General features: G+C 43.3%; 17 protein-coding genes and 1 other RNA gene. 10 read left to right on the top strand and 8 right to left on the bottom strand.

Features of this window, described 5'->3' with window-relative positions; genetic code table 11:
• Positions 1-6 precede the first annotated feature (6 nt).
• The 6 genes from AC0L6N_RS13270 to pspF are packed head-to-tail and all read right to left on the bottom strand — an operon-like array spanning position 7 to position 6,447.
• A complete protein-coding gene (locus tag AC0L6N_RS13270) occupies positions 7-792 on the bottom strand; it encodes a peptide ABC transporter ATP-binding protein (RefSeq protein WP_473475134.1) in 786 nt (261 codons plus the stop codon).
• A complete protein-coding gene (locus AC0L6N_RS13265; protein ID WP_006993683.1) occupies positions 789-1,784 on the bottom strand; it encodes a peptide ABC transporter ATP-binding protein in 996 nt (331 codons plus the stop codon). The genes AC0L6N_RS13270 and AC0L6N_RS13265 overlap by 4 nt, the downstream gene beginning before the upstream one ends.
• Positions 1,784-2,677, bottom strand: coding sequence for an ABC transporter permease subunit (locus AC0L6N_RS13260; RefSeq protein ID WP_011575763.1), 894 nt, complete (start codon positions 2,675-2,677; stop codon positions 1,784-1,786). Before AC0L6N_RS13260 ends, AC0L6N_RS13265 begins: the two co-directional genes overlap by 1 nt.
• Complete coding sequence (locus tag AC0L6N_RS13255) at positions 2,664-3,695, bottom strand: ABC transporter permease (RefSeq protein WP_473475132.1); 1,032 nt, start codon at positions 3,693-3,695, stop codon at positions 2,664-2,666. The genes AC0L6N_RS13260 and AC0L6N_RS13255 overlap by 14 nt, the downstream gene beginning before the upstream one ends.
• Entirely contained in the window at positions 3,695-5,329 is a 1,635-nt protein-coding gene (locus AC0L6N_RS13250; protein WP_473475131.1) for an ABC transporter substrate-binding protein, read from the bottom strand. The genes AC0L6N_RS13255 and AC0L6N_RS13250 overlap by 1 nt, the downstream gene beginning before the upstream one ends.
• 5 nt (positions 5,330-5,334) lie before the next feature.
• A complete protein-coding gene (gene pspF, locus AC0L6N_RS13245) occupies positions 5,335-6,447 on the bottom strand; it encodes a phage shock protein operon transcriptional activator (RefSeq protein ID WP_473475129.1) in 1,113 nt (370 codons plus the stop codon).
• A gap of 216 nt (positions 6,448-6,663) precedes the next feature.
• On the opposite strand from pspF, the gene pspA reads away from it, so the two are divergent.
• The 8 genes from pspA (at position 6,664) to hppD (ending at position 14,925) form a co-directional block, all read left to right on the top strand.
• A complete protein-coding gene (pspA, locus tag AC0L6N_RS13240; RefSeq protein ID WP_006993678.1) occupies positions 6,664-7,347 on the top strand; it encodes a phage shock protein PspA in 684 nt (227 codons plus the stop codon).
• 22 nt (positions 7,348-7,369) lie between these two features.
• Positions 7,370-7,606 (top strand): envelope stress response membrane protein PspB, encoded by a 237-nt coding sequence (gene pspB, locus AC0L6N_RS13235; RefSeq protein ID WP_006993677.1) that lies wholly within the window; start codon positions 7,370-7,372, stop codon positions 7,604-7,606.
• On the top strand, positions 7,603-8,064 hold the full coding sequence (pspC, locus tag AC0L6N_RS13230; protein ID WP_473475126.1) for an envelope stress response membrane protein PspC: 462 nt from the start codon (positions 7,603-7,605) through the stop codon (positions 8,062-8,064). The genes pspB and pspC overlap by 4 nt, the downstream gene beginning before the upstream one ends.
• Before the next feature lie 162 nt (positions 8,065-8,226).
• Positions 8,227-9,651, top strand: a complete 1,425-nt coding sequence (locus tag AC0L6N_RS13225) for a YcjX family GTP-binding protein (protein WP_473475124.1) — start codon at positions 8,227-8,229, stop codon at positions 9,649-9,651.
• Positions 9,648-10,724: a YcjF family protein gene (locus AC0L6N_RS13220; RefSeq protein ID WP_473475122.1), complete on the top strand. Its 1,077-nt coding sequence runs from the start codon at positions 9,648-9,650 to the stop codon at positions 10,722-10,724. The genes AC0L6N_RS13225 and AC0L6N_RS13220 overlap by 4 nt, the downstream gene beginning before the upstream one ends.
• Before the next feature lie 425 nt (positions 10,725-11,149).
• Positions 11,150-11,950, top strand: a complete 801-nt coding sequence (gene phhA / locus AC0L6N_RS13215) for a phenylalanine 4-monooxygenase (protein WP_473475120.1) — start codon at positions 11,150-11,152, stop codon at positions 11,948-11,950.
• 132 nt (positions 11,951-12,082) lie between these two features.
• Positions 12,083-13,639 (top strand): transcriptional regulator TyrR, encoded by a 1,557-nt coding sequence (tyrR, locus tag AC0L6N_RS13210; RefSeq protein WP_011575755.1) that lies wholly within the window; start codon positions 12,083-12,085, stop codon positions 13,637-13,639.
• Between the two features lie 203 nt (positions 13,640-13,842).
• Positions 13,843-14,925 carry a 4-hydroxyphenylpyruvate dioxygenase gene (gene hppD / locus AC0L6N_RS13205; RefSeq protein ID WP_473475117.1) on the top strand — a complete coding sequence of 361 codons (1,083 nt, stop codon included), beginning with the start codon at positions 13,843-13,845 and terminating at the stop codon, positions 14,923-14,925.
• Between the two features lie 131 nt (positions 14,926-15,056).
• On the opposite strand, the gene AC0L6N_RS13200 is transcribed toward hppD, so the two are convergent.
• A complete protein-coding gene (locus AC0L6N_RS13200) occupies positions 15,057-15,524 on the bottom strand; it encodes an Lrp/AsnC family transcriptional regulator (protein ID WP_041714501.1) in 468 nt (155 codons plus the stop codon).
• Between the two features lie 225 nt (positions 15,525-15,749).
• Between AC0L6N_RS13200 and AC0L6N_RS13195 the strand changes: the two genes are divergently transcribed.
• Together AC0L6N_RS13195 and ffs are read left to right on the top strand one after the other, a co-directional pair.
• On the top strand, positions 15,750-16,799 hold the full coding sequence (locus tag AC0L6N_RS13195) for a Glu/Leu/Phe/Val dehydrogenase dimerization domain-containing protein (protein ID WP_473475115.1): 1,050 nt from the start codon (positions 15,750-15,752) through the stop codon (positions 16,797-16,799).
• Positions 16,800-16,918: 119 nt separating this feature from the next.
• Positions 16,919-17,015: signal recognition particle sRNA small type (gene ffs, locus AC0L6N_RS13190), an RNA gene on the top strand.
• Between the two features lie 24 nt (positions 17,016-17,039).
• Here the strand turns inward: ffs and AC0L6N_RS13185 are convergent.
• Positions 17,040-17,306 carry a late competence development ComFB family protein gene (locus tag AC0L6N_RS13185; RefSeq protein WP_473475114.1) on the bottom strand — a complete coding sequence of 89 codons (267 nt, stop codon included), beginning with the start codon at positions 17,304-17,306 and terminating at the stop codon, positions 17,040-17,042.
• Positions 17,307-17,521 lie beyond the last annotated feature (215 nt).

Below are 17,521 nucleotides of genomic sequence, written 5' to 3'. Positions count from 1 at the left end.
TGAGGATTAGCTTTGGCCATCAATTAGGGTTTGATGGGCGTGAACCAATTTTTTGGTGTAGTCATCTTTAGGCCAATGAAAAATCACTTCCGTTTTACCTGACTCAACGACCTTACCTTGTTTCATTACTAGCATTTTGTCACTTATGTGGCGCACTATGCCTAAATTATGAGAGATAAAAATAAAGCCAAGGCCCAGCTCTCGTTGCAGCTCCAGTAACAGATTGACAGTTTGAGAGCGCACCGAGGGATCGAGTGCCGCAAACGGCTCGTCAGCCACGATCACTTGAGGATTGAGAATGATCGCCCTTGCTAACGCAACACGCTGCCGCTGCCCATCAGAGAGCATATGGCGGTAAAAAAATCGATGTTCAGACAGCAATCCTACTTGTCTTAATGTTTGTTCTACTTTAGCGACTCGCGCTTGCGCACCTAGATTCGTATTTAGCTTTAAAGGCTCTTCCAAGATGGAGCCTAAAGTAATACCTGGGTTAAGTGATTCATTGCTGTTTTGAAACACCATACGAATATTCAGCACACGATGCTTGTTGTCATATTGCTCTAATTTTTTCTCATTCAGATAGATAGAGCCGCTATCAGGTTGCTCGAGGCCTACTAATAATTTAGCAAGCAGGGACTTGCCTGAGCCATTAGCCCCCACAATAGCCAAGGTCTCTCCCGCTTGAATGCTGAAATTAACCGGGCCTAGCGTAAATTTAGCTCCCTTTTTCTGCCATCGTTTGCCGTGACAGTTCTCAAAGGTTAAATTTTCAACTGAAAGTAAGTTGTTCACTTCTGGTCTCGATGCAAAGGAAAATGACAGCTGTAAGTATGTTCATGAATGCGCCGCACTTCGGGCACTTTCACGCATTCTCTGCGAGCCCTAGGACAGCGCGGCCCTAAACGACAGCCAATAGGTAAATGTTGAAATGAGGGAATCGTTCCTCCTAATGAGCTCAGGGGCGACTTAGGCGCTAAGTCCGTGCGAAAACTAGGGGCGCTTTCTAACAGTGCTTTTGTGTAAGGGTGCAAAGCACGCTTACGTAATTGCGACATGCGTCCGCTTTCCACCGTCTGGCCACAATAAAGTACCGTCATATGGTCAGCCATACTGGAGATGGCCAATAAGTCGTGACTCACAAAGAGAATGCTTAGTTTGCGTACCTTATTCACCCGACTTAGCAACTTCAAGATTTGGCTTTTGTCAGTTATTTCCATGCCACGGGTAGGATCATCTGCAATCACCAATTTAGGCTGTGAAGCAAGTGCCATGGCAATCATAAATTTCTGACAAACATCATTAGGGATTTGGTGAGGTAGGCTGCGCATATATACCTCATGATCTTTAATCCCCACGCGATGGAGTAGCTCAGAGGCATATTTCTTACGGGCTTTTGCGCGGTTCCAAAACATGCCTTTTTCTAAACGGGTGGCTAATATAACTTCTTTTAACTGGTCCCCTAAGGTCACTATGGGATCAAGCGAGCTTTTAGGGTTCTGAAAAATAACCGAAATATCCGAGCGGATAATTTTACGCCGCTCGCGTACTGACATTTTTAGTAAGTCCTGGCCGCGCCACGTCATTCTGTCAGCAGTAATACGCCAACGATCCGAAATGGCGCCCACAATCGCTTTAACAATGATGCTTTTCCCTGAGCCTGATTCGCCTACTAAAGCATGGATCTGTCCTTCGTTAATGACAAGATTAATTTTGTCGAGGGCTTTTATCCAGCCACTTTGAGAGTCAATTTCCAGGGTGAGATTCTTAATATCCAATAGGCTCATTAGCGTAACAACCTATAGCGTAAAGCTGAGCGTAAACCGTCACCCACTAAGTTAATTGACATCATCATAAAGAATATTGCTCCCCCTGGAATAGCGATGTTCCATGGGGCAACGTAAGCTGTGGTTAACCCTTCAGATAATAACGCGCCAAGCTCGGGTGAAGGGGCTTGCGCACCTAAATTTAAAAAGCCTAATGCGCTGATATCCAATATCGCAACAGACAATGAAAGGGTCACTTGCACTACTAGCATTTCAGCCATGTTGGGCAATATTGAGTTGAAAAATATGTGTACCTTGCCCGCTCCATCGAGCTGGGCGGCCAGTACATATTCTTTCTTCATTTTTTGGCGCACTATGTCTCGGGTTTGATGAATAAACTGTGGAATAAGCGCGAGTGAGATAGCCCACATGCTATTCACAAGACCCGTGCCGACAATGGCAATAATGATAATGGCAATGAGTAAAGTAGGGATAGCCATGATTGAATCAAGTAGGTGGTTTACTACGCTGGAGCGCAATCCTTTACTCATACCAGCCATGGCGCCTAGCGCAACGCCTATCAGCATTGAAATGATTACCAACACTAAGCTAATACCAAACGTCATTCTGCAGCCATAAATGATACGCGATAGCATATCTCGGCCTAGACCGTCGGTACCAAATAAGTAACTGATATCGCCGTTGTTATCCCAAGCGGGAGGCACTAATAGCAAATCAATATTTTGTTGCAATGGATCATATGGGGCCAAGAACGGACCGAAAATCATAATAAAAATAAAGAAAACAACGCAATACAGGCTCAATACGGCTGCATGATTCTCTTTAAATTCTTTCCACGTATTTTGTATGGGAGAAGGGTAATACTCTTCTTGGTATAAATTAAGACGTGGCATTTTCTGGCCTTCTGCCCGCAGGGTCAAATATTTGAATAACCATATCTATCGTAATGGTAAAAGTGAGTACCAAAGCAGATACGGCTAACATACCAGCACGAATAGCGGGAAAGTCTCGTTGGTAAATAGCTTGAATGAGTCCGTTGCCAATACCTGGCCAAGAGAATATGGTTTCTACAATCATAGCGTTGGTAAGCAAGGTGGTAAATTGCATGACCAATAAGGGTAAAATCGGAATAAGTGCATTTTTCACTCCGTGGCGCAAAAATACTTGTCTCGGGCTTAAGCCACGAGCATAAGCCGCTTGTATGTACTCACTGCTCATCACCTCAACTACTGAGCGCCGTGTAATACGCATGACAATAGTACAGGTCACAATGGCGATCGAAACACTCGGTAAGACTAAATGACGAAGTGCATCTTTAAAGGCAAATTCTTTGTCGGGTAAGTCGCTTAACAATATATCAATTAAAATGAATCCCGTCTGGTAGGGGACATCGTAAAGCAAACTAATTCTGCCTGAAAGCGGAAACCAGCCCAGTTGAATCGAGAAAATTAAAATAGCAATTAAGGCTGCCCAAAAGACGGGGATAGAGTATCCGATTACACTGGTGGTCAAGAGGGCAAAGTCGGTCAATTTATGGTGCCGCAAGCCCGCAAGGAAGCCCAAGGGCAATCCAACAACAAAAGAAACAATCAGTGCGTATGCGCTAAGTTCAACGCTGGCTGCCAGTGAGCGGCTGATTTCTTCTGCTAACGGCAAGCCAGAGCTGAAACTCAGCCCCCAGTTTCCAGAAAATAGATGGTTAACGTACTGCCAATATTGGCTCAAGAAGGAGTCTTGCATGGCGTATTGCTGAGCCAAAATAGCATACCCTTGCTCAGAACTATCGCGAATACCGGTTAAATTCACCAAGGGATCGCCCGGAAATAAATACGCTAAAGAGAATGAGAAAAAGCTCAAAATCAATAAGGTCAATATCAGTAAGCTCACGTGACGCAATATAATCTTCAGCATTATTGCTTACTCACGTTTCTAAACTGAATGCCGCCATACGGGTTTATTTCAATGCCAGTTACATTGTCCCGGTACGCTTGATAGCGAAATGCGTGGGCAATAGGCATGAGTGGCATTTGCTCATTAATCAGTTCAATTGCTTTGCTATAAAAGTATGCTCTGTCTTCCTGTGCGGTGTAATTGAGCGCCTGGTCAATTAGTTTGTCGTATTCCTTGGAGCACCAACGAGCGCGGTTTGTGCCTGAGTCTATAGCTGAGCATGTGAGTAGCGGCCTGAAAAAATTATCGGGATCGCCGTTATCAGCAGACCAGCCAATTAACACGGAATCATGCAAACCTTGATTTAACCTCGCTCGGAAGGTTGACCATTCGTAGCTGACAATATTGGCATCAATACCAACATTTCGCAGGTAGCGCTGCATTAATTCGGCCATTTTCATGGCGTTAGGATTATAAGCACGCTCAACGGGCATTGCCCAAATAGTCATACTAAAGCCTTCCTCAACACCATTTTCACGTAATAATTTAGCTGCAGCTAAAGGATTAAAAGTGGATGATCTGGTATCCGGTTGAAAGGCCCACGACGAAGGTGGAATGATGGATGTTGCAGGGATCGCACTACCAAAATAAATCGCTTCCATAAGCGCGTTCTTATCAATCGCCATGGCCAGTGCACGGCGTACCTCTGGTTTATCAAACGGTGGCTTAGTGGTGTTAAATGCCCAAAAACCTACATTTAACCCTGGTTTTTCATCGAGTGTTAATTCCTTTCGCTTACGGATGATGTCCAGCTGGCTGTGTGTTGGGAACGCCATGGAGTCGCATTCGCCAGTCATGAGCTTCGCCAAGCGTAATGAGCTTGAAGGAGTAATGTCGAAAATAAGTTGTTGCGTTGTGCTGCGCTCGCGCCAATATTTAGGATGAGCATCAAAACGTACGTATCTGTCTTGTCTAAAGCTATTAAATTTAAATGGTCCTGTGCCTACAGGATGTGTATCTATTAGATCTGGTGTGCCTGCAGCTGCAAGTTTTTCAGCATATTCAGCGGATAATATAATTGAGAAATCGGTGGCTAAATTGGCTAAAAAAGAGCTTTCAGGGCGCACCAGTGTGATTTCGACTCGGTATCTGTTTATGCGTTTAATATCGCTGATAAGATCGCCCAAGCCAACGCTATTGATATACGGATAACGCCCGCCTGATACATCATGGTAAGGGTGGTTCTTGTCGCGCCAGCGATTAAAACTAAATACCACATCATCAGCATCAAATGAACGAGTTGGGGTGAAATAACCGGTACTGTGAAAAGCAATATCTTTTCGCAGTTGGAAGGTATAGGTCAAGCCATCAACGCTGGTCATCCAGCTGCTGGCAAGGCCAGAAATGATTTCCCCAGTGACCAAGTCGAAATCAAGCAGACGGTCATAAATTTGATGAGACGATACATCAACCGTAGTGCCCGACGTATCAAGTTGAGGGTTAAAGCTGACCGGGTTACCTTCTGAACAATAGATGATGCCATTGGGGTGCTGGTATTCATTGGAGTCAGGACTACAGCCAATTAACGTCAATGATATTGTCACGAACATGCTGACAAACATAACGGAGGAAGAGGGCAGCCAAGCATAATTCATGACTGTTATTCTCTGTCTTCTGGGGGCGTATCAAGCAAATTGTATTTCTTTAGATAGCCGCGTAATTGATGGTACGTTAGAGACAATCGCTCCGCGGTTTTCTTTTGATTGTATTGGCTATCAGCAAGGGCTTGCTTGATTAAATCAATTTCAAAGTCTTGTGAAAGCTCTTTTAAATCAACTGGGAAATGAAAGCTATTTGAGTGCAAGCTGGTAGAATTGAGTTCGTTATCAACGGAATTCGCTTGGGGCGCAGTTGTTGTAGGTGCAATATTTGGTATTGGTGCATCTGGGATTTTTATTCTATCGGCAGTACGCATTCTTGTGGCAGGGCGATACATGGACTCAAATGGGTCGAGTATAATATTGTGCACTGGAATATCAGGGTTATTAGCGCGATATACTGCGCGCTCAACAACGTTTTTAAGTTCTCGAATGTTGCCTGGCCATTGATATTCGAGCAAGGTGCGTTTAGCTTTTTCAGTAAAACCACTGAATACTTCCATTTCGAGTTCTCGTGCCATATTGATCGCAAAGTGCTCAGCCAGCATCATAATGTCGTCTTTACGTTCGCGAAGTGGGGGCAGGGTAATAACATCAAACGCTAGTCTGTCGAGAAGGTCAGCTCTGAATTCCCCTGTTTGGGCAAGCCCTGGTAAGTCTTCATTGGTGGCTGCGATCAGGCGTATATCTACTTTTACACTCTTTGAACCACCTACTCGTTCAAATTCTCCGTATTCGATAACCCGTAATAATTTCTCTTGAATTAACCCTGACGTGTTCGCCAACTCGTCTAAAAAAAGGGTACCGTTATCTGCCGCCTCAAATCGACCTTCTCTTCTTTTAGCTGCGCCAGTAAATGCGCCTGCTTCGTAACCGAAAAGTTCGCTCTCTAGTAAACTTTCACTTAATGCTGCGCAGTTGAGCTTTGAATAGGTTTGGTCCCAGCGTTTAGACAGAAAGTGCAATCGGGCGGCTACACCTTCTTTACCTGTGCCTCGTTCGCCGATAATCAATACAGGTTTATTCAGCGGCGCAATTTGCGATATTTGCTCTAACACTTCGAGGAAACTATTGGATTGTCCTAACAAATTATCTTGTTGGCGAAAGCGGTTCATCAATATCCTCAAAAAGTGGTCTAATCGACTAACTTGTGGTGTATGTAATTATAATTGTAGATCTCAGTCGACTGAGAGTAAATTAATATTTGTTTAAAATCAGATATTTAGTCATTACACTAAGTTGGCCTGCTAATTGAATAGTAATCACCAAGACGAGCTTCCAGCACATGCTAGTTGTTCACCATTAGCTGACATTATATAGAGGTAAAGACTATGGGTATATTCTCGCGTTTCACAGACATAGTGAACTCAAATATCAACGCCATTTTAGATAAGGCGGAAGATCCTGAAAAAATGGTGCGCTTAATTATACAAGAAATGGAAGACACATTGGTTGAAGTACGTTCAGCCTCGGCGAAAACAATCGCTAATAAAAAGGAAATTACAGCGCAAATTAGTAAATTGCAAAACGAGGGTCGTGACTGGCAGAGCAAAGCTGAGCTAGCGATCAATAAAGACCGAGAAGATCTTGCTCGTGCGGCCCTACAAGAAAAGAAAAAGTGTGATGAATATGCGGTAACGCTTGACGCTGAGCTATCAGCGGTAGATGAGCAAATTAGTAAATTACAAAGTGAAGTGACGCAATTACAGGATAAACTGGCAGATGCTAAAGCTCGTCAGAAAACCATTATCATGCGTCAAAAAACGGTAAGTTCTCGTTTGGATATTAAGCGTACCTTGAACGATGGCAAAGTCGATGCCGCTATGGGACGCTTTGAGCAATATGAGCGTAAAATAGATGATCTAGAATCTCAAGTGGATGCATATGATCTTGGTAAAAAGACCTTAGCGGATGAGTTTGCTGATTTAGCCGCCGATGATGACATAGATGATGCGTTAGCGGCATTGAAGAAGAAAGTGAAGAAGCAATCAGCTGATTCGAAAAACCAAGACTAATATCGATTAAAGGAGAAAGGTTGTGGAAGATATCATTGGGATAATTATTGCGCCAATCATCATATTTATGGTGATTGTCGCCCCGATTTGGTTAATTTTGCATTACCGCAGTAAGAAACAAATTAGCCAAGGATTGTCTGATGAAGAATACGCTACCCTTCAAGGGCTAGCTGACCGAGCAGAGAAAATGGCAGATAGGATCCACACGTTAGAATCTATTCTTGACGCTGAGGCGCCGCAGTGGAGAAACAAGGTATGAATACCAGAGGCGAGTTAACACGTGATCCTGACAAAGGTAAAATTGCCGGGGTGTGTGCTGGAGTCGCAGAGTACTTTGGCATCGAGTTATGGCTAGTACGTATCTTAGTGGTATCTGCTTTCTTCTTAACGGCGGGCACGTTTGTGGTGGTAAGTTATGTGGCGGCTTGGTTTATTTTAGAAAAAAAATCAACGCGTCACAGTTCTTCGACTGCTAAAACTACCCGCCATCAAGGACGGCAAGCGACCTCAGGTGGGAAAGGGTGGCAAAACGCCAGTGAAGATGAAGAAGAGAAGGTAAAAGTAAAATCTAAGGTGTGGCAATCAGGTGAGCCCCCTAAGCAAGCCTTCGCGGATATAAAACAGCGATTTGAGAAAAATGAAGTGCGATTAAGACAGATTGAAACGTATGTAACTTCTGCTCAATATCAATTAAATCGCGAAATTAATAATTTATAAACCTTGCTGTACCTGATTTTTAGGCCTGTGCCATGGTTACACTTAATAAACATGAGCAGGCCGATACCCTTTCAATTTGACCTCTTGCCTCCATATCGAATGACTTACCCTGTGTGATTGCTCTGTGCTCAAGACCGTTCATTAGCTTAATAGGATGTCGCAATGAAAAAACTGTTAAATACCAGCCACTTAATCGAGAAAGTGAAGCATAATGTGAAAGTGACTGGGGCACGTATCGCCGATAGGCATCTCAATCTTGCCGTGACCGGTTTGAGTGGCAGTGGCAAAACAGCGTTCATAACCTCGATTGTTAACCAGCTATTAGAAGCAAATGAAACGGCTGAATTAGCCTTTTTCTCAGTGGTGAGAGAAGAGCGCTTGATTGGGGTAAAGCGTGAAGCGCAACCCAATCTTAGTTTAAAACGTTTTGCCTATGAGCAAGCGATGCAAGCGCTGAATGCTTCGCCGCCGACTTGGCCTGAGTCAACGACTGGCATCAGTCAAGTGAGGCTACACATTCGTTATCGCAAAGACTCTGGCCTATCCCGTTACATAAGTGAAGATACTAAGCTCACACTTGATATTACTGATTATCCGGGCGAATGGTTGCTCGACTTACCTTTATTGGAAATGGATTTTTTAGCATGGTCAGAATATTGTGAATCGGAGCTTCAGTCACTGGAGCGTCAAGCACTGGCCAGCGATTTTCTGATAGCCAGAGATGCACTCGATTTAGACGCGGAGGGAGATGAGCTCGGCCTAAAGCACGTTGCCAAACTGTATACTGATTATCTGCATAAGTGTCGCAATGCTGGGTTTCAGCTGCTGCAACCTGGGCGTTTTATTCTGCCAGGTGAGTTGGCCGGTGCGCCAGTGTTGGACTTTTTCCCATTATCAGCACCACAGATTGAACGACTAGCAAAAAATCGTAAGCGAAAGGGCAGCAATCAAGACTTACTTTTCAGACGCTATGAACACTATCAAGAGCAAGTCGTTAAACCGTTTTATGTAGAGCATTTTAAACGCTTCGATCGCCAAGTTGTATTGGTAGATTGTTTATCTGCGTTAAATAATGGCAAAGCGCATTTTGACGATTTGCAGCGCGCATTGAATTGGCTGCTAACCAGTTTTTCCTATGGAAAATCGAATTTATTATCACGTTTGTTCACGCCAAAAATTGATAAACTCATTTTTGCCGCAAGCAAAGCTGATCATGTCACCCCTGATCAGCAAAGTAACTTGGTGAAATTGTTGGACTCCATGCTACACAATGCAAGAAAACAAATGCAATTCGATGGTGTATCCACAGAATCTACAGCAATAGCCGCTATTCGGGCGTCACGTGCTGGCAGAGCTGAGCATGCGGGGCAAGACATTCAGATTTTGCAAGGCGCAGATGCTGACGGAAAACCCATTCGTTTGTTTCCAGGGGATGTACCAGCAAAGTGCCCGGACAGTCAATTTTGGCGTCAGCAGGGGTTTGATTTTCCCCGCTTCGCACCGCCCGTCAGAGAAGAAAATCATGCATTGCCGCATATCAGAATGGACAGAGTCCTAGAGTTTATTCTTGGAGATAAAATACGATGAGTACGCTTGACAACAATATTGACAAACCAGAGGTTGAAGGTAATGGAGGCCCTGCGAATATCAAGTCCAAGGTACTTTTACCCTCCCAATCTGAAGAGGTTCCACTCGAACCTATTCGACGCGCCGCCACTATCGATCCTGCTGCAAATTGGCAGGCTTTGGCTCAAGATGAGTATGAATTTGAAGCTACGCATGATAATGATGTTGATGAAAACACGCTTAAACGTAAACGATGGTTGGTAACGTTTTTCACTATGCTGAGCGTAGTTGTGCTGCTTGCAAGCTTTGTAGAGATAGGCCTTTTTATACGCGATATGTATCTAAGCGAAGATTGGCTTAGTGGCATCTGGTTGGCCGTTGGTGTGTCCATATTAGCGTTAGTATTTGCTGCTTTGTACAGTGAATGGCGTGGCTTAAAGCGCCTTAAAAGACAAAGCGCTTCCCGCCAAACCTCTTTGGAGCTTTACGCGACACCCGCAATAGGGCTGGCTAAACAACATTGTTTAGACATTGCTAACACGCTGCCAGCAGGCTACGAAAACGAGGTAGCGTTGTGGCAAAAGAGCATTGATGAGCACCATACCGACACTGAAGTATTGAGCTTGTTTGAACAACAAGTCATCACCAAGGTGGATCAAGCTGCACTGGCTAAGGTGATGCGTAACGCAGGCGCATCAAGCGTGATGATTGCAGTGAGTCCGTTTGCGCTGGTGGATATGGCAATTGTGCTGTGGCGGAATATTCGCATGATGCAACAAGTGAGTGAAGTGTACGGTGTACACTTAGGGTATTGGGGGCGCATCGCTTTGATACGGCAAGTGTTTAAAAATATGCTTTACGCAGGTGCTGCTGAAATCATCTCTGACGCAGGCAATTACGCCCTTGGGGCAAGTATTACTGGCAAGCTGTCCACTCGTATCGCCCAAGGAATGGGGGCGGGGGTACTAACTGCCAGAATTGGTTTAAACGCAATCCATAGTTGTAGGCCTTTACCTTGGCTGTCAGTGAAGCGACCAGGTTTGAATCAATTAAGTAAGAAAATATTGACAGATTTGCATAAGCAGCTGAAATAAGGGCTTTTTATCTAAGGATTGTGGACCTGTACTGTGATGCACCGCTGCAGCCCATAAGCCATTTACGGAAGGTGAGTTTGTATGGAGTATGTATAAGTGAGTGGCGTTGCTTAAAAGCATCCAGCGCAGTATGAGTTGCGCACTAGTGTTATCTAAGGCGCCATTGGTGTGCTTTACTCTTTTTTATACCCCCTAACCATAAAATCTGCAGGTTTGTCTTGCGATTAACCTAGCCTCCATATAAGCCAAAATTCGCACTGATAAGTTAAAACAGATCTACTTTTCTTTAGAGTATGGACAATACTGTTTTGTAGCTTAATGTTTACATTTTGTAATTTTATTGTTGCTAGCTTGTGTCTTCTGATTTAGTCAGTTTTGGGTAGACTTCGTGCGAAGAATGACTCAAATATGGCAGTTTTGTTATTATGACTAAGCAATCTCAATATATCTCACATGATCCTGATGCAAACGGTGTAGTTCATTGGAGTGACTCTGAAAATAAAAGGTGGCAGCGCCTGTTTCATCAGCAAAAAGGCCTGCTAAACGGACGTGCCTGTGATGAATACTTGCAAGGCTTAGCGTTACTTAATTTACCTGAGGATCGCGTGCCGCAACTGGCAGAGGTTAATGCCGTACTGGCAGAGACTACCGGGTGGCAGGTCGTTCAAGTTTCAGCCTTAATTAACTTCGATTCGTTTTTTAAATTACTGGCCAATAAGCAATTCCCTGTCGCGACATTTATTCGCAATGAAGAGGAGTTTGATTACTTACAAGAGCCCGATGTTTTTCATGAAATATTTGGTCACTGTCCGTTACTTACCAACCCTGATTTTGCTCATTTTACCCATACCTATGGCAAACTCGGATATGCCGCCTCGCCAAAAGAGCGCCAATATCTAGCGCGCCTTTATTGGTTTACTGTGGAATTTGGTTTAGTGAATACTGATGAAGGAATGCGTATCTATGGTGGGGGAATTTTATCCTCACCTAAAGAGACTCGCTTCGCGCTAGAAAATGCCAGCGCGGAGCGTCGTGAAATGAACCCACTCGTGGTGATGCGTACGCCTTATCGTATTGATATTATTCAACCTATATATTTTGTCATCGACTCGCTTTCATCACTATTTGATTTAGCTAACTCAGATATTATGGCGTTAGTAGAGCAGGGACGGCAATTAGGTTTATATCCCGCTATGTTTGAGCAAAAGAGTAGCGTGACTAGCTAGCAACACTTACATTTCGTAACAATCTGCAGAGAATTTACTCACCTAAAGGCACATCTGGATAGTTTTATGTGGTGTGTTGCTGCGTGACTTTGTGTAATATTATCTTTACATTAATTAAAATTAAGAATTGCTATGCGTCTGGAAATAAGCTGTCAGGACCGTCTGGGGATCACGCAAGATGTCCTCGATATTTTGGTCAGTCATGAGGTCGACTTACGCGGTATTGAAATCAATGAAATGGGTAAAATTTACCTAAGTTTCCCAAATATGGATTTCGAGCACTTCCAACATCTGATGCCAAAAATTAGAAAGATAGCAGGTATCGATGATGTGAAAACTATTCCTTTTATGCCCCTCGAACGGGAGCAAAATCAGTTACGCGCACTTCTACAAACCTTACCAGACCCTGTGTTTTCCGTTGATACCAAAGGGCGGATTTTGCTTATTAATGATGCGGTTACAGCGAGTTTAGAAACCGAGCGTGAAGCACTGATCGGTGTTGATATTGATGAGTTAGTGAAAGGGTTCAATACACTGCGCTGGTTAGAAAGTAAGAAAATTGCCAGCCTTACGCAGAAGGTACGCTTCATTGAGCAAAATTACTTAGCCGATATCTTACCCGTTATGGTGCCTGATTCTGGAGGCGACCCTATTTTAGCTGGAGCAGTATTTATGCTTAAGTCAGAACAGCGCCTAGGACAGCAATTAACCGTATTTCACGAGGCGTCACTTGACAGTTTTATGTCGATTCAAGCCTCGAGCAAGGTGATGAAAAAAGTGGTTCGTGAGGCTAAGCGGATGGCTGAGCTTGATGGCCCAATTATATTATACGGCGAAACAGGCACAGGCAAAGAGTTAATCGCCCATGCCTGTCATGAAGCAAGTCGAAGAAAAGACGCCAGTTTTTTAGTGTTAAATTGTGCTTCACTGCCTGACAACGTAGCTGAAACTGAGCTATTTGGATATGCCGCCGGCGCGTTTGGGCAAAGTACAGGGAAAGAAGGATTACTTGAACTTGCACAGGGTGGAAGTTTATTCCTTGATGAAGTCGGAGATATGTCGCCTCAACTACAAGCGAAGTTACTACGCGTGCTTCAAGATGGAAAGTTTAGGCGCGTTGGAGATACTAAAGAAGTAAAAGTAGATGTCAGGTTTATTTGCACAACGCAAAAAGACCTCGCTCAGTTAGTCCAAGAGGGACGTTTTCGAGAAGACTTATATTACCGTTTAAATGTGCTTAGTTTGGGAATTCCGCCATTGCGTGAACGTAAAATGGACATCATTCCTCTAGCGGAAACCTTTCTGAAGCAGCACAGCCTGACGCTGGGTCGTAAAGTCCCTAAATTAACCAAATCCTGTGTCGATTATATTCAAGCCTATCCTTGGTTTGGCAATGTGCGTCAATTAGAGAATGTGCTCTATCGGGCGGTCTCTTTGCTGGAAGGCAATGAGCTTGGAAAGGAGCATATTCAAATCCCTTCGAGTGCCAATGCCATGAGTTTTGTGACCGAAGACTTCGATGGTAGTTTAGACGAAGAAGTAAAACGCTTTGAAAAAAGTATTTTACAGCGGCTTTACCCGAGTTACCCCAGCTCAAGGCTTTTAGCAAAAAAACTGGGTCTTAGTCATACCGCTATTGCGAATAAGCTTCGTGATTATGGAATAAATAAAAAGTCCGTAAAGATATAACTACAACTCTGTAGCGTTAAGTTGACAAGCTCATACTTAATATTGGCGATTCTGACCGCTTGAAGCGAGCAAAAAATGTAATGTAAAGTTTATGTTACTTTTTGTTCGTTTCGTTTGTTTTAACTGATCACTTTTTTCCTCTATTCACCACTTCGTTTTTACGCTCTATTAGTGCCTTATCGACAAACAATAACGAGAAAATTATGTGTCCAGATACGCACTACAATCCATTAAATACCGATGGTTTCGAATTCGTCGAATATACCGCAGCCGATGAAAAAGGAATAAAGGATTTAGCTGATTTGTTTAGCTCTTTAGGGTTTGCTGAGGTAGCAAAACACAGATCAAAGCGTGTTTGGTTGTATAAGCAGGGAGACATTAACTTCATTATTAACGCTGAACATGCTTCGCAAGCACAGGAGTTCGCTAGGTTGCGCGGTCCTAGTGTGTGCGGTATGGCATTTAGAGTAAAAGACGGCAAGGTAGCGTTCGAACACGCGCTTGAGAACGGCGCAAAAGCATTTGTTGGGAACTTAGGCGCTATGGAGCTGAATATTCCTGCGGTCTATGGCATAGGCGAGAGTACACTTTACTTTGTTGATCGCTATGGTGATGATTCTATTTATGAGGTGGATTTTCGCTTTTACCCCAACTGGCGTGAGAAGATGAAAGAGTGTGACGCTGGTCTTTTGACTCTGGATCACCTAACGCACAATGTGAAACGCGGCAACATGGTAGTGTGGGCAAACTTCTATGAACGGTTAGGTAATTTTAGAGAAGTTCGTCATTTTGATATCGAAGGGAAATTAACCGGTCTGGTAAGCAAGGCTATGACATCGCCTTGCGGAAAAATTCGTATTCCAATAAACGAATCTTCTGACGATAAATCCCAAATTGAAGAGTTTATTCGTGAGTACAATGGAGAGGGTATTCAGCATATCGCGTTTTGTACTAATGATATTTATCAGACGGTTAAAACCTTACGCAATGTAGGTGTAAACTTTATGGATACTCCCGACACCTATTATGAAGGCGTTGACGCTCGCGTTGCTGGACACGGTGAGAACTTGGCTGACTTACAAAGCCTAAAACTCTTAATTGATGGCGCACCAATGAGAGACGGCATTTTGCTGCAGATTTTCACTGATACGGTTATCGGACCTGTTTTTTTTGAGATAATTCAGAGAAAAGGGAACGAGGGGTTCGGGGAAGGGAACTTCAAAGCGCTATTTGAATCGATTGAGCAAGACCAGATACGTCGCGGTGTTATCGATCAAGATCGTTAATCAAATAAGGCTAATAGTCATTGGCGCCGCAGTTCGCAATATGCCAGTTTAATTTTAAGTTGATATGTCTGTGTGAGCTAATGTTTAAACTAGTAATGAAGCAGGCTTAACCTGCTTCATTACTTCTAATGTTACTGCTGTTTGATCGGTAACTCAGTGGTGTTTTTCACTTGCTTTAAAGCAAAGGTTGAACTGAGGTGATCCACTAAAGGTAGATGAGTCAATGTAGACTTGAGTAAGTGTTCGTATTCTTCGATGCTCTCGACAATCACTTTTAATAAATAATCTTTATCACCACTGGTGGTGTGACACTCAACTATTTCATCTATATTTTGTACCGCTTTTTCGAAATCATTTAATGATTCACCATCGTGATTTTTCAGCGTCACGTATATAAATACAGATACACCCAGGTTGAGTTTTTTGCTGTTGAGTAAAGTCACTTTTTGCAAAATAATGCCGTCAGCTTCCATTCTTTTAACTCGGCGCCAACATGGAGTATGGGAAAGTCCAACTTTTTGACTTAACTCAGCCATAGAAACGGTGGCATCTTTTTGCATTACTCTTAAAATTTCGCGGTCGAACTTGTCCAATTTCATCATTAATTTTCAATTTTTAGCGAAGTAAAATTCGCGGCTAGCATGCTGAATATTTCTATCATTTTCAAGCACGAATATTAGGATATATATCCTATATTAACTACCGGATAATGACCACTGTTGCAAGGTAGTAATTCTGTCACATTAACATCGCAAGGCATGTCCTCTTTGATTTGCGCTAGTATAGCGACAAGTTTCGTTAACCTTACTCAGAGTACTATTAGAATGTCTGTTTTTGACCATATCGAATTTGATGAACACGAGCACGTCGCTTTCTGCCACGATAAAAAGACCGGTTTAAAAGCTATTATTGCTGTGCACAATAGCCATTTAGGTCCTGCTCTTGGTGGCTGTAGGATGTGGCCATATGCTAATTCGGATGAGGCACTGAACGATGTGCTCAGATTGTCAAAAGGCATGACCTATAAAGCGGCAATGGCCAATCTAAACCAGGGTGGCGGTAAAGCCGTTATTCTTGGGGACCCTCGCGAGCATAAAACAGCTGATATGATGCGTGCTATGGGCCGCTTTGTGGAAAGCTTAAGTGGTAAATACATCAGTGCAGAAGATTCGGGCATGTCAGTCGCTGATCTACAAATCATGGCTGAGGAAACGACACATGTTTCAGGTACCAAAGCCACCTACCATTTTGCAGGAGAGCAAGCAGACGGAAACCCCGCGCCCTCAACCGCTTATGGCGTATTCACAGGTGTTAAAGCGTCTGTTAAATATCACTTTGGCTCTGATTTACAGGGTAAGAAAGTCGCTATTCAGGGACTAGGGCATGTTGGGTACAGGCTTGCGGAACACTTGCACCGGGAGGGGGCTGAACTATTTGTTGCTGATATTTACCCTGAAGGGGTAAATCGAGCGAAAGAAAAATTAAATGCGACTATAGTATCACCCGATGAAATTCTTACGTTAGATGTGGATGTGGTCGCCCCTTGTGCAATGGGCGCTACTATTAACTGTCAGTCGATTAATACGCTAAAAGCAAAGGTCATTGCAGGAGCCGCAAATAATCAATTGGCGTCGGAAGATTTAGGTGAATTGCTTAAAGATAAAGGGATCTTGTATGCCCCTGACTACGTTATTAATGCTGGAGGGATCATCGATATTTACCATCAAAAGATGTTGAGTTCTAATGAAGCTTTAAAAACGCACTTGGAAAAAATTGGCGCAACACTAATGGAAGTATATACACGTGCCGATGAACAAAACTTAGCCACTAATAGGGTCGCTAACACTATTGCAGAAGAAAAATTCAAAAAATAGTGGCAAAAAAGTCCTTATATCAAGGATGTGGCTTGCATCTAAATCTAGTTTTGTCATAATGCGCCGCCTAACTGATGTAGAGCAACTTTATATCATTTAGGCAAGTTTCTATGGTGGTTCTTTGGTCCCTCCGCAATGATACTCTGTGAACTCGGTCAGGCCTGGAAGGGAGCAGCCGCAGCAGACGACTCATGTGCCGGAATGTGGCTGGAGAACCGCCACCCAATTCCCCGCATCAACTTATTTATTATCTTTCTTATCTAAGAATTGAATGGCTTTATTCACTGCATCCTGTGTATTCATCTCCATTTGCTGACGTTCGCTCTGCGCCAAATAAAAAGACATGTCTACTTCGTAACGTATATACCTAGGTGGCAGCTGGTTCAGTGCTAAACAACATAAATCTGCTAAGTAGTCCTCGTTCTGGGACAAAGGCAACTTTAACTTTGCAATGTGTTCAAGCACCAAGTGTTCGTAATAATTATGTATGTCATCATCAAGCTTCATCCTAATTGTTCCTGTGTTGCTTAAATAATTGATCTCGCGCGCACTTTTTAGCTCAGGTGCGTGTCAGAACGAAGTCAGCATAAACCAACACGAAAAATATGAAAGTCTTTGTTTCAGAGACTTATACTTTCCACCTCCCAATAAAATGTTTAATCGCCTAGATGAATAAATGTTGTCACTTTTACTTTGATGCCTTTCTCCAGCTAAACTTCAAA

This window comes from Paraglaciecola sp. G1-13, assembly GCF_055809255.1.
Note: the sequence above shows the minus strand (reverse complement) of the source record. Positions and strands in the feature narration are given on the sequence as shown.